General features: G+C 43.1%; 9 protein-coding genes. 5 read left to right on the forward strand and 4 right to left on the reverse strand.

Annotated features, from left to right (window positions below):
* The first annotated feature begins 9 nt into the window (after positions 1-9).
* The 5 genes from G4420_RS06625 (at position 10) to G4420_RS06645 (ending at position 9,083) form a co-directional block, all read left to right on the forward strand.
* Positions 10-942, forward strand: a complete 933-nt coding sequence (locus tag G4420_RS06625; protein ID WP_163322747.1) for a carbohydrate kinase family protein — start codon at positions 10-12, stop codon at positions 940-942.
* A gap of 12 nt (positions 943-954) precedes the next feature.
* Positions 955-4,143, forward strand: coding sequence for a SusC/RagA family TonB-linked outer membrane protein (locus tag G4420_RS06630; RefSeq protein ID WP_204273610.1), 3,189 nt, complete (start codon positions 955-957; stop codon positions 4,141-4,143).
* Between the two features lie 26 nt (positions 4,144-4,169).
* Positions 4,170-5,906 carry a RagB/SusD family nutrient uptake outer membrane protein gene (locus G4420_RS06635; protein ID WP_163322748.1) on the forward strand — a complete coding sequence of 579 codons (1,737 nt, stop codon included), beginning with the start codon at positions 4,170-4,172 and terminating at the stop codon, positions 5,904-5,906.
* Between the two features lie 81 nt (positions 5,907-5,987).
* Positions 5,988-7,460 (forward strand): glycoside hydrolase family 32 protein, encoded by a 1,473-nt coding sequence (locus tag G4420_RS06640; RefSeq protein ID WP_163322749.1) that lies wholly within the window; start codon positions 5,988-5,990, stop codon positions 7,458-7,460.
* Between the two features lie 39 nt (positions 7,461-7,499).
* Positions 7,500-9,083: a glycoside hydrolase family 32 protein gene (locus tag G4420_RS06645; protein WP_163322750.1), complete on the forward strand. Its 1,584-nt coding sequence runs from the start codon at positions 7,500-7,502 to the stop codon at positions 9,081-9,083.
* A gap of 264 nt (positions 9,084-9,347) precedes the next feature.
* Here the strand turns inward: G4420_RS06645 and G4420_RS06650 are convergent, their stop codons facing one another.
* From G4420_RS06650 to G4420_RS06665, 4 genes are read right to left on the reverse strand one after another with little or no spacing between them, the layout of a single operon-like run.
* Complete coding sequence (locus tag G4420_RS06650) at positions 9,348-10,061, reverse strand: Crp/Fnr family transcriptional regulator (protein ID WP_163322751.1); 714 nt, start codon at positions 10,059-10,061, stop codon at positions 9,348-9,350.
* Positions 10,062-10,070: 9 nt separating this feature from the next.
* On the reverse strand, positions 10,071-10,856 hold the full coding sequence (locus tag G4420_RS06655; RefSeq protein WP_163322752.1) for an ABC transporter ATP-binding protein: 786 nt from the start codon (positions 10,854-10,856) through the stop codon (positions 10,071-10,073).
* Complete coding sequence (locus G4420_RS06660; RefSeq protein WP_163322753.1) at positions 10,856-11,731, reverse strand: ABC transporter ATP-binding protein; 876 nt, start codon at positions 11,729-11,731, stop codon at positions 10,856-10,858. The genes G4420_RS06655 and G4420_RS06660 overlap by 1 nt, the downstream gene beginning before the upstream one ends.
* A gap of 59 nt (positions 11,732-11,790) precedes the next feature.
* Entirely contained in the window at positions 11,791-12,885 is a 1,095-nt protein-coding gene (locus G4420_RS06665; protein WP_163322754.1) for an ABC transporter permease, read from the reverse strand.
* Between the last annotated feature and the right edge of the window lie 134 nt (positions 12,886-13,019).

Raw genomic sequence — 13,019 nt, forward strand, 5'->3', positions numbered from 1 at the left:
TAAACAGACATGGAAATTAAAAACAACGAAATATTGTGTTTTGGCGAGGTGCTTTGGGACCGTTTGCCATCGGGCGCAAAAGCCGGTGGTGCACCCATGAACGTGGCGCTTCACCTGAGTGCTATCGGTTTGGATGCTACTATTGCCAGTAGCGTGGGAAACGACGAACCGGGAGCAGAGCTAAAAAAATTCCTCGAAGATTCAGGTATGTCTACCGCATACATTCAAACCGATAACAATTTGCCTACCAGTGAAGTACTGGTGCATTTGGATGAAAACAACAACGCTACATACGAAATTTGTGAACCCGTAGCCTGGGATAATATTCAACTAACTGATTCGCTCATGAAAAAAGCCGGGCAGGCAGGTCTGCTGATTTACGGATCACTGGCTTCGCGCAATCCTTTAACACGTGAAACGCTAATGAACCTGCTGGATTACGATGGAGTGAAACTGATCGATGTAAATTTTCGCAAACCTTATGATTCTCAGGAGGTAGTTGAAAAGCTTCTGGAGAAATCGGATATCGTAAAATTAAACGATGACGAACTAAATGTTTTTGCAGCATGGCACAAACACTCGGACACTGATGAACACAGCCTAATTGAATGGTTTGTAAAACATTACAACATTAAAATGTTGTGTGTAACCAAAGGCGAAAACGGTGCTATGTTGTATTGTAATGGCAAATTCTTCGAACACCCCGGATTTAAAGTAAATGCTGTTGATACCGTTGGCGCCGGCGACGCATTTCTTGCCGGGCTAATTGCTTCCCTCCTCAATAAAAAGAAACCTGCCGAAGCGCTGGCTTTTGCCTGTGCTACCGGAGCTTTTGTGGCATCAAAAGCCGGTGCTACACCAAAATACGACATGGTCGAGATTGAAAAGATCTTATCGACTGACCAACCAACTATCGAAAGAAATAACATTCAAATTAATTAAACTAATCTGATTATGGTAAAAAGAATCAAACTTAAAAATGCGACTAAGGGAATGTTTTTCATTCTGCTTAGTTTGTTTTCAACAATCGCATTTGCCCAGGAAATTTCGGTTTCGGGTACTGTGAAAGACGCCTCGGGCATGGCATTGCCAGGTGTAACAATTGTTGAAAAAGGAACAACGAACGGTACCATTACCGATATTGATGGTGTTTACACCATTGAGGTAGCGGGTGCCGATGCAGTACTGCAGATTTCTTTTATTGGAATGAAATCACAGGAAATTGCAGTAGCAGGCAGAACCTCCATTAATGTTGCTATGGAGGAAGAAACCATTGGTTTGGCAGAAGTTGTAGCCGTTGGTTATAGCGTTCAGCGAAAAGCCGATTTAACCGGTGCGGTTGAAGTGGTAGAGATGGACGCAATTGAAAATATCAGTTTAAGTTCGGGTAACCCGATGCAGGCATTGCAGGGACATGTTCCTGGTCTTTATATTGAAAAAACCGGTACTCCAAGTGCCACCAGCAGCCGAATTCTTATTCGTGGAGTAAACACGCTGGGAGATAACAACCCTTTGTATATTATCGATGGAGTACCAACCAAAAGACCAGAGGTATTCCAGGGGCTAAGTGCCGGTTCAATTGTTTCGGTGCAGGTGCTGAAAGATGCTTCGGCTTCTTCAATTTACGGGGCACGTGCATCAAACGGTGTTGTAATTGTTACCACCAAAAACGGATCGGATAAAAAAGGTGAAGTGAATGTTCAGTTTAACTCTAACTTTTCGGTTCAAAGCGAAAAATCGCAACGATACAATATGCTGAATGCGCTTGATCGTGGCCGGGCCCTGTGGCAGGCATCGGTAAACGACGGTGTTGATCCAACAAGCGGATACGGCGAAATTTACAACTTCGACTGGAATGGTGATTATAATAATCCGGTACTGAATAGTGTAGGCGTTCAGCCTTATGTTGGTGGAGATACCAATGTTCCTGCGGGCGATACCGATTGGCAGGATGCAACTTACGAAACCGGTTTTGTAATCAATAATGACTTGACTGTTTCAGGAGGAACTGAAAAGTCTTCGGTACTGATGAATATTGGTTACATTAAAAATACCGGTATGCTGAAATTCACCAACTACGACCGTATTACGGCCCGTATCAACGGACAAACCAGCATGCTCGATGATAAGGTGAAGTTTGGAATCAATGCACAGGTTGTATCGTCGAACGAAACGCTGGAAACTCCCGACCTTGGTAGTGCTCCAACTCCGGGACTGGCAATTACTTTAGCGCCAACAATCCCCTTGTACGATTCAAACGGAAATTATGGTGGCCCTCTCGGATCAGGTTATTCCGACCGTAACAACCCGGTAATGATGCAGGATATCAACCGGTGGGATAATACCAATCGCAGGTATTTGTTTGGTAGTGTGTTTGCTGAAATTCAGCCGGTAAAAAATCTTGTATTGCGCACAACCCTCGGAATCGACTACTCGATGGTTAAAGACAAAGATATTGAACCCGCTTTTAGTAATGGTTTTATTGCACGTTCAGTAAATAACCTAAGAATTTACAACAGCGATTTCACCAGTGTAACCTGGTCGAACACTGCCAATTACAAGCTTGATATAGGTAAAAGTAAATTCGGATTCCTTTTAGGTATCGAAGCTGTAAGCGATAATTTTCAGGATTTCACCGGATATAAGGAAGGTTTTTCTTCGCAAACTGAAGAGTTTTTTGTGTTGAGTGCCGGAACCAGCAACGGAAATAGTTTTGGAACAGCTACAAGCAGTCGTTTATTCTCTCAGTTCGGTAAGATCGATTATAACTACAACGAACGTTTTCTGGCGTCGTTTACCCTGCGTCGTGATGGTTCGTCGCGATTCGGTGCCGATAACCGTTACGGTTTCTTCCCTGCGGCTACCTTCGGATGGCGTTTGAGTGAAGAGGAGTTTATGTCAGGAATGGAGAAACTTTCAAACCTGAAATTCCGCGCCGGTGTTGGTCGCGTTGGTAACCAGGATGTTGGTGATTTTGCCAGCCTCGGATTGTTTGAACCTCGTTACGGAGCAGTGGCCAGTCAGGTAGATGGCATTTTCCACAACGACTTTTTTGATGACTACTGGAATGTTGGTTCAGCTTATGCTTTAGATGGTCAGGATTCAGGAAACCTGCTTTCGGGTTTTGTATCGGTGCAAGCCGGAAACCCTGCCTTGAAATGGGAAACTACAGATGAATTGAACCTGGGTATCGATTTCGGACTTTTCGATAGTAAGCTGGTAGGAGCATTCGATTGGTATACACGTAAAACAACCGATATTTTGATTCAGCCACCGGTAGCTTCGGCTTTAGGTGAAGGACAATTGCAGTTCCTGAACGGTGCAACCAAGAAAAATACAGGTTGGGAATTTGCGTTGAGCTACAGAAAACAAGTGAACAGCGACCTGTCATACGAGGTCGCAGGTAGTGCCAGCCACTTTGCCGATAAAATCACTGAACTGCCGGAAGAAGTTAGAACAGCTTATCCCGGTAACTCCGAGCAAACGGTTCTTGGCCATTCAGAGCTTTCGATTTTTGGTTACGTAGCTGACGGTATTTTTAAAAACCAGGGAGAAGTTGATGCACATGCCAGCCAGGTTGGTGCTGCTCCGGGGCGTATTCGCTGGGCTGATTTGAATGATGATGGAGTTATTAACTCGCTCGACCAGAAATTCCTTGGAACACTGCTTCCAAAACTCGAGTACAGTTTAAGAATTGATGTGAATTACAAGGACTTCGATTTGTCAGTTTTCGGATCGGGTGTTGCCGGAAAAACCGGTTATGATCCTTATACTTACTATAACGATTTTATTCGTGGTCGCGATAACGTAGGACCTGGTGTTTTCAGAGCCTGGACTACCCAAAATCCGGATTCAGATGTTCCTGCATTAACATTGTCGGATAGCAATAATGAAACGCGTACTTCAAGCTATTTGAACGTAAATGCGTCTTATTTCAAATTGCGTAACATCCAGCTTGGTTACTCCTTGCCAAAAAATACATTGGATAAAGTTGGCATGGACAAGGTTCGCTTTTACCTGATGGCCGAAAACCTGTTTTGGATTCAAAGCAACGAATTTCAGGGACCCGATCCGGAACGTACAGATGTAAATACCATCCCTATTCCAAGAACTTTCTCTGCCGGTGTTAATGTTTCATTCTAATCAAAACAAACTAAAGAATAATGAAAATGAAAAATATTAAAATATATATAGTTGCACTGATAAGTCTGTTGGCTGTCTCGTGCGATAATTACCTGGAAACTGAGCCGCAAGGGTTCATTTCAGCCGGAAGCCCAACGGCCGAAGGCGCTGAAGGTTTGGTTACCGCGGCTTACGCCGGAATTGGAAACAACGATATGATTGGCCCTATAGCAAGTATGTGGGTTTATGGTAGTGTGCGCTCTGACGATGCTTACAAAGGAGGCGGTGGTGTTTCCGATGTTGAGCCTTACAACTTTTACGAGCAATACAACCTTACTCAACCATTCCAAAGTTGGTTGGCCGGTTTACCTTACACCTGGGAAAATTATTACCGCGCTATTTCGCGTGCCAACTCGGCATTACGCACCTTAAATGAGTTAACCGACGAAGAATTTGCTTTGCGCCAGACAAGGATTGCTGAAGCACGTTTCCTTAGAGGGCATTCGCATTTTATGCTGAAAGTGTTGTTCAAATATGTTCCGTATATCGATGAAAAGCTGAGCAACGAAGAGATTCTTCAAACGTCGAACCGCGAATATTCAAACGATGAATTGTGGAACAAAATCTCTGAAGACTTTGAATTTGCAATGAATAATCTTCCCGAATCTCAATCGCAGGTTGGTAGAGCCAATAAATATGCGGCTGCTGCTTATCTTGCAAAACTGAGGTTATACCAGGCTTACGAGCAAGATGAAAACAACCAGGTTGTAAACATTAACCAAAGCCGTTTGCGGGAAGTTGTTAACCTGTGCGAAATGGTTATTGCATCAGGGCAGTACAGTTTGCAGGCTGATTTTGGTGAAAACTTTACGGGTGGTTACGATAATGGTCCTGAATCGGTTTTTGCGATTCAGTTTTCGATTAGCGACGGAACAACATCAGGACGTTTGAACTTCGAGAATGGATTGAACTACCCACACGGAGCTCCTCAATACGGATGTTGTGGTTTCCATCAGCCAAGTCAGAATATGGTGAATGCTTTTGCAACCGATGAGAATGGTTTACCAAAATTCGACACGTTTAACGATGTTGAACTAAGTGCAGCCGATATTACTCCTGATGGAGTACCTGTTGACCCGCGTATCGACCACTCTATTGGTATCGACGGTCACCCGTACAAATACCGTAACGAGGAATCCTACATTTTCAGCAACAGCTGGGTGCGCGATCCGGGAGTATACGGTTACTTTCAAAGTATGAAAGAGCAGCAGGCTGCCGATTGTTCCTGCTACAAAAAGCAAGGTCCGTTTATGGGCGTATCAAAAAACATCGATATCATTCGTTATGCCGATGTACTGTTAATGCAGGCTGAAGCATACATCGAACTGGGACAGCAAGATATGGCCCGTCCATTAATCAACCAGGTTCGTAAACGTGCCTCTGAAAGTACCAGCAGAACGCGTTTTGCTGATGGTACTGCTCCATCAAATTATATGATCTCGGAATACGACGGATCGAATTTGGCATGGACACAGGATAACGCACGCAAAGCATTAAAGTGGGAGCGTCGTTTGGAGTTTGCTTTGGAGAGCCCTCGCTTTTTCGACCTGGTACGTTGGGGAATTGCAGAACCAACTTTGAATGCTTACCTGGCAAAAGAGAAAACAAGAAAAGACTTTTTGAATGATGCTCAATTTACTGCCGGAAGAGACGAATATTTCCCGATTCCGCAGCGTGAGATAGACTTTACAAAAGGTTTGTACGAACAAAATGTTGGCTATTAATACATAGAAAAAGATCATGGTTGGGAGACTTCTCCCGCCATGATCTGATTTTTTAACTTTACCAATTAAAACAGTTCACCTATGAAAAGTCTGGCTTCAATTTTATTGCTGATTTTGCTTGTTTTCTGGGGGTGCACAGGAAATAAAGAACAGAAAGCTGCTATTTCCCTGCATTTCAACCCGGAAGATTCGATACTTCATAATCCGATAGCATTAATTTATGCCGACAACACGTATCACCTGTTTTACAATCAATCGGTTGATGGTGAAGAGAAGTGTGGACAGGCTGAAAGTAATGACTTGGTAAACTGGAGCACTAAAGCAATTAGTTTTGAGAGGGAAAAAGCCGGAAATCAGAATATAAAAACCATTGTTTCAGATTGGAATCAAACAACAGATTATAGTGCAGAAACTTCTGCATTGATTGCTTTCGGAACTGAAACTGATAACAATGGAGAACTGACCATCTCATACAGCAACGACAATGGCTCGACCTGGAATACGGACTACGAAAACACGATTACGCTCGCTGATTTTTACGAATCCATTCAGGACCTGAAAGTATTTTGGAACGATGAAACACAGACTTGGATCCTGGTAACACTTTCAGGATATGAAGTGCGTTTTTATTCATCCACAGATTTGAAAAACTGGGAGTACCTAAGCCGTTTTGGCGATGATGTTGTGCTAAAATCGGGGCAATGGACAAGCGTTGATTTTTTCCCGATGGAAATGGCTGAAACCAACGAAACGAAATGGGTACTTTTTATCAGTGCCGATAGCGGTTCGCCAAACGAGGGCAGCGGTGTTCAGTACTTTGTTGGCAGTTTCGATGGCTTTGTTTACCAGGCCACGCACAATAAACCCAAATGGATCGATCATGGAAGCGATCTTTATCAGGCTGTTGTTTTATCCGATTACCGGATCGTAAACAAAAAGCCAGTTTTAATAGGAACCTTATATAATTCCATCTACGAAAAATTCAATATTCCAACTAATCCCTCAACCGAATTCTCGCTAGCCCGCCAATTAACTTTAAAAGAAAAATTTTACGATTACTATTTAACGTCAGAACCTGTAAAAGCCATTGAGAAACCGGCAACAGAAACAATTAACGAAACTGAATTAAGCGATGGCAAATCAATCGAAAAGAACCTGGATTTGCCAATCAGAATCGACTTGACATTCGATGTCAATAGTCGTTTATACTTGGGTATGGCAGAATCTTTTGGTGTTAAAATTACTACAAACGAAGGCCAGGAGCTGATCCTGGGTTATCAGGCCGAAAGAAGATATTTTTACATTGCTGACCCCTCGATACAGCGCGATTTCCCCGATAGTTGGGATGGTTTCTACTATGCACCTTATGTAACCAACGAGCCAGAAATGGATATGACGCTTATTATCGACAGTAACTCGGCCGAATTATTTGCCATGAACGGATTGATTTCCGTTTCGCGAAAGTTTTCTTTTAATGCAGAAAACGTGCAGCTGAGCTTATTTGGCGAGACAGGAACAGTCAACCTGTTGAAAGGTACAATTACTGAATTTTAATCCAAATAAAAAGATAAATAACCATTAAAACGAATAGAGATGAACCATAAGTATTTCAATTTTCTGGCTGCAATTTTACTGTTGTTTGCGGTGGCCTGTTCTTCCGGTCCAACTAAAACAACAGAAGTCGAAGAAACGACAAAACCATACACCGAAAAGTATCGTCCACAATTCCATTTTTCACCGGATTCGGCATGGATGAACGACCCAAATGGAATGGTCTATTACGAAGGAGAATATCACCTGTTTTATCAATATTATCCTGATAGTACAGTTTGGGGACCCATGCATTGGGGACATGCAATTAGCACCGATTTGGTGCACTGGAAACACATGCCCATTGCTTTATATCCCGACAGTTTGGGGTATATTTTCTCCGGTAGCGCTGTGGTCGACTGGAACAATACCTCTGGATTTGGTTCCGCTGAAAATCCGCCGTTAATAGCAATTTTCACCTATCACAATCCCGAAATTGCAAAGGCCGGTGGTGTTGATGTGGAATCGCAAGCCATTGCTTACAGTCTGGATAAAGGGCGAAGCTGGACAAAATATGAGGGAAATCCGGTGATTCCAAATGATGGGAACCGCGATTTTCGTGATCCGAATGTGATTTGGAATGAAGAAATTCAAAAGTGGAACCTCGTACTTTCCGCTCACGATCATGTTCAGATTTATACTTCTGACGATTTGAAAAACTGGACACACGAAAGTAATTTTGGAATTGATGCCGGAACCCACGATGGCGTATGGGAGTGCCCCGATTTATTCCCGCTGCAGGTTGAAGGAACCGACGAAACAAAATGGGTGTTGATCGTGAATATCAACCCCGGTGGGCCAAATGGTGGCTCGGGAACCCAATACTTTTTGGGCGATTTTGATGGACATGAATTTACTGCCGACTCGAAAGATACCAATTGGGTAGATTGGGGCCGCGACAATTACGCCGGTGTCACCTGGTCGGATGTGCCAAAAGAAGACGGTCGTCGGATTTTCCTGGGTTGGATGAGTAACTGGGCGTATGCACAGGTTGTGCCCACTGAGGAATGGCGCAGTGCAATGACTTTACCCCGTAGGCTTTCGCTGACTAAAAAGAATGAGCAATACGTTTTAAAGTCGAGCCCGGTAAAAGAAACAGAGCTGCTCACAGCTAATTCAGTAACAGTGAATATTGATGAAGCGCTGAAAATTTCGGGAGTTAAGGAGCTGGATATACAAGGTTTGACTTTGAATCAGAGTCACTTGTCGCTAGAGCTTGAAATGGGAGAAACGCTTCCCGAATCATTTGGTATTCTGCTTGAAAATGAATTGGGCGAAAATGTCACACTAAGTTATTCTGCATCGGCAGAGCAGTTTCAGTTTGATAGAACACAATCAGGAGACATGAGCTTTTCTGATCAGTTCTCCGGAATATCGGTGGCTCCATACAAAATCGGATCAACCGTAAAACTTGAAATATTTGTGGATGCCGCATCTGCCGAAATTTTTGTAGACGGCGGTGATCTGGTAATGACCGAAATATTTTTTAATTCTCAAGCGTTCAGCAAACTAAAGGTTTTTACCGATGGGCAACCCATTTCTTTGACAGAAGCAAAATTTAAAAATGTAAATTCCATTTGGCATTAAAGTAGGTCGATCTGTTTGATAAGGCTTTGTTTGTACCAGAACAAAAAATTATTACAATATCATTTATAAAGTACATAAAAGAGGTAGTTGTAAGCAAGGAAGATAGCTTTCGACTTGCATACTGGGGCGGTTCGATTCCCGCCTGGTTATAAAAAAAGAGTCCGTTAAAATCGGACTCTTTTTTTTGCAGTTTATCTTTCATTTGAAATCATGATCTGTTGGGATCATCTATCTATTGTAAAAGTCTATCGTAAATGCCAAAGTTTACCCTTCAAGGAAATAGCTTGATTGTTGCAATTGTGCAGCAAATTTGTTGAGATCCGGAATACCCAGTTTTTTGCCCTTTGCAATTAGTAAACCTTCCTTTTTCAGGGCAGATATTACGCGAATAACCTGATCGGTTGATGTTCCGGCAAATTCGGCTATGTCGCGTCTTGACAAAGTCATATTGATGTAGCCATCGGTTTGTCCAAACTTATTTTCGATAAAAAGCAAACCGTTAATTACCCGCTCTCTTACCGACATTTGGATAAATAATTTGCTGTTGGCTTCACTTTTTTGCAGCTGGTCGGCATAAAAAAGCATAAAGTCAAACATTAATGACGGGGCCTTGTGTAACATCTCAATCAATACACTGCTTGAAAAATTACAAAGTATGGTGTCCTTAAGTGCCGATGCGCTGATGTTGTACACATAGTCGGTTCCAAAACCACGATGCCCAACAATTTCCCCGTTTTTCGAGAAACGAATGATTTGCGATTCTTTACTGGCAGTTTGCCGGTAAACTTTTACTGCCCCGCTGTAAATAAAATAAAGTCCGTTAACCGGTGCTCCTTCCAAAATGAACTGTTGGCCCTGGTTACAGTTAAATGTATTCTTTTGTTGCAGATATGTTTGAATCGAACCATTGGCAATGTGCTTTTTTATAAGGCAGTTCGCGTTTTCGCAGGTCTGACAATCATAATTATTTTCGCGCATAGTCGTTTATTAATGATCTAAAAATGTGAGCAGTTGCTGACGATATTTATAAAAGTCAGGGTGTTCTACCACTGTTTTTCGGTTGCGAGGCCGTTCAAGTTTAATGTGTGCAACCTCGCCAACCTTTGCGTAAGGACCCGATGTCATCATAATTACCCGGTCAGATAAAAAGATTGCTTCATCCACATCGTGAGTTACCATAATGGCTGTAATCTTCTCTTTCGACCAAACATCAATCAGCACATCCTGTAGCTCAATCCGGGTCATCGAATCGAGCATTCCAAACGGTTCATCAAGTAATAAAACTTTTGGCTTTAATGCAAATGCCCGGGCAATTCCAACCCGCTGTTTCATACCCTGCGACAAGTCTTTGGCTTTTTTATAAAAAGAATCTGCCAAACCAACTTTGCTTAGGTAATATTTGCAAATCTCCAGGCGTTGGTTGGTTGTCGCATGCGGAAAAACCTGTTTAACACCTATTAGCACATTCTCCAACGAAGTCATCCAGGGGAACAAGCTGGGCGATTGAAATACCACTGCCCGGTCGGGGCCGGCTCCCTGAATGGGATAGTTAGCAACAGTAATCGCTCCGGCTGTAATATCGTTTAAACCGGCAATCATGGTCAGCAAGGTTGATTTACCACAACCGGAATGGCCAATAATTGATACGAACTCGCTTTCTTTTGCCTGTAACTGGAAATTCTCTAAAACAACAAAATCGCCTTTTGGTGTTGGATAAGCCTTTTTTATATCGCGGCATTCCAGCATTATTTTTTCTTCAGTTAATACTTCCATTACAAATTGGTTCTTGGATTAAATAAACGTCTTTCTGCGCCCGGAATGATGGGATCCAGGATGGGCAGATCGTATTTCTTATCATTGGCAACCACACGATGTTTGCCAATTTCCATCAGGTAAGCGTTAATAGCATTCCGTTCTTTTTTAAAATTCGGATCGGCATTAATGGTTGCTTTATCGCGCGGGCGTTTAAAACCTATCGGGAAATTGAGGCCAAGTGTGGCACGCGGCCCGGGTTTTAGCGGAATAACCCGATCGGCAAGTAAAATTCCTTCGTCCACATCGTTGGTTATAAGCAGTACGGTTTTTCTTGATTCGCGCCAAATACGCTCAATTTCCATTTGCAGCGACCCCCTTGTTAAGGCGTCGAGGGCACCCAGTGGTTCATCCATCAGTAAAATTTCCGGATCCATTGCCAGTGCCCGTGCTACGGAAACACGTTGCCGCATTCCTCCGGACAATTCTGACGGCCTTTTGTGCAAAGCCGGGTGCAGGTTAACCATTTTTATAAAATGTTCAACATGGCTTTTTCTGTCTGCTTTGCTCATTTTCGGGAATACCTGTTTTACGGCCATATCAACATTGCCCGATACACTTAACCAGGGTAGCAAGGAGTAGTTCTGAAAGATAACTCCGCGATCCGGCCCCGGCCCGGTAATGGGCTTGCCTTTTAGCAGAATCTCTCCTTCATCCGGTGTAATCAATCCGGCGATGAGGTTAATAAGTGTGGTTTTTCCGCTACCGGTGAAACCCACAATGGCAATAAATTCTCCTTCCTCAACAGTGAGATTGATATTTTTCAGGACTTCGACACGATTGGTGCCCTGTCCGAAACTTTTCGATACATTGCGTAATTCTAGAAATGCACTCATAATGTGTTCATTTTTAATCGGTTTTGTGCGTCATGTTTTGTCGTTCTTTCAAAATAGAATTACGCTTTGCTTTCGTAGCTTACCGCTTTCTGAACCAGCATCATTAACCTGTCGAGCGCAAAACCAATGCCCCCGATCACAAACATGGCCACAATGATTTTTGCGTTTGAATCGTTTGCTCCGTTCTGGAATTCTTCCCAAACAAACGAGCCCAAACCCGGGCTTTGTGCCAGAAGTTCGATAGCAATAAGCACCATCCATGCCACCGACAAGGTGATGCGTAATCCGGTGAAAATCAGCGGAACCGATGAAGGAAGAATAACTTTGAAAACATTGCTTACAACTCCGAGGCGAAGTACTTTGGATACGTTCAGGTAGTCTTTGTCAACCGACGAAACACCAACTGAAGTATTCACCAAAGTTGCCCACATGCTGCATAAACCAACGCTTATAAATGAAATGACAAATGATTTGTCCATATCGGCAGATGCCAGGATTGTTTTTACAACCATTGAAACCAACAGTAACCACACCACGGGCGAAACGGGTTTAAATATTTGTATTATCCAATTTAAAGCAGTGCGCAAGGTTTCGCTTAAACCAAGCACGATGCCCGCAGGAATAGCGAGAAACGCCGCCAACAGAAACCCGGCAAAAACCGTTTTGAGGCTGGTAAAAATCTGATCGACAAACGAAGGACGGCCCGTATAACGGATAGATGATAAGCCTTGCGCATGGCGCTGTGCATTAACAGCTGCAGTTCTTGTTTTAAACTCCGCCTTATCGGTACTTATCATCCGGTGGTCGGCAATTAAGGTTTGTGTTGCCCGCCACACATCGGCTGGCGAAGGCAGGGAATTGGGTTTGCAACTTATGTCGCCCGAATCGATACATTCCTGCATGGCCAATGCTGCTTCATCTCCTTGCGTTTCGCGGGTTTTTTCAATTTTTCGCTCGCGCTCGATATTGTACAGGTAGCTTGAAAAGAAATTGGCAACACCCAGAAATATCGCGATTGACAGGATTGGAATGATTGCTTTTTTTAGAAAAAGAGCTCCGTTTTTTTTCGGTTCGATTCCCTGAAACAGTTTTACTAAGGGGTCAAGAAATCCAAATCCGAGCCATCTGAATGAGGCTAAAATTGTTTGTCCCATGATGATATCTTTTAGATTGGTAAATTTTTGAGAATTGATTATTAACTAAGTAAGTAGCCGGTGAGTAGAAAGATACAGCTGCTAATCCGGATAGCCGTACCTTTCTGATATTCACCAACTAAAAGAGCGGGTCT

This window comes from Draconibacterium mangrovi (assembly GCF_010586825.1).
GTDB classification, from domain to species: domain Bacteria; phylum Bacteroidota; class Bacteroidia; order Bacteroidales; family Prolixibacteraceae; genus Draconibacterium; species Draconibacterium mangrovi.

What these genes read in the sequence shown, in the direction of transcription:
- G4420_RS06625 (WP_163322747.1), top strand. Translation starts at nt 10, where the DNA reads ATGGAAATTAAAAACAACGAAATATTGTGTTTTGGCGAGGTGCTTTGG.
- G4420_RS06630 (WP_204273610.1), top strand. Translation starts at nt 955, where the DNA reads ATGGTAAAAAGAATCAAACTTAAAAATGCGACTAAGGGAATGTTTTTC.
- G4420_RS06635 (WP_163322748.1), top strand. Translation starts at nt 4,170, where the DNA reads ATGAAAAATATTAAAATATATATAGTTGCACTGATAAGTCTGTTGGCT.
- G4420_RS06640 (WP_163322749.1), top strand. Translation starts at nt 5,988, where the DNA reads ATGAAAAGTCTGGCTTCAATTTTATTGCTGATTTTGCTTGTTTTCTGG.
- G4420_RS06645 (WP_163322750.1), top strand. Translation starts at nt 7,500, where the DNA reads ATGAACCATAAGTATTTCAATTTTCTGGCTGCAATTTTACTGTTGTTT.
- G4420_RS06650 (WP_163322751.1), bottom strand. Translation starts at nt 10,061, where the DNA reads ATGCGCGAAAATAATTATGATTGTCAGACCTGCGAAAACGCGAACTGC.
- G4420_RS06655 (WP_163322752.1), bottom strand. Translation starts at nt 10,856, where the DNA reads ATGGAAGTATTAACTGAAGAAAAAATAATGCTGGAATGCCGCGATATA.
- G4420_RS06660 (WP_163322753.1), bottom strand. Translation starts at nt 11,731, where the DNA reads ATGAGTGCATTTCTAGAATTACGCAATGTATCGAAAAGTTTCGGACAG.
- G4420_RS06665 (WP_163322754.1), bottom strand. Translation starts at nt 12,885, where the DNA reads ATGGGACAAACAATTTTAGCCTCATTCAGATGGCTCGGATTTGGATTT.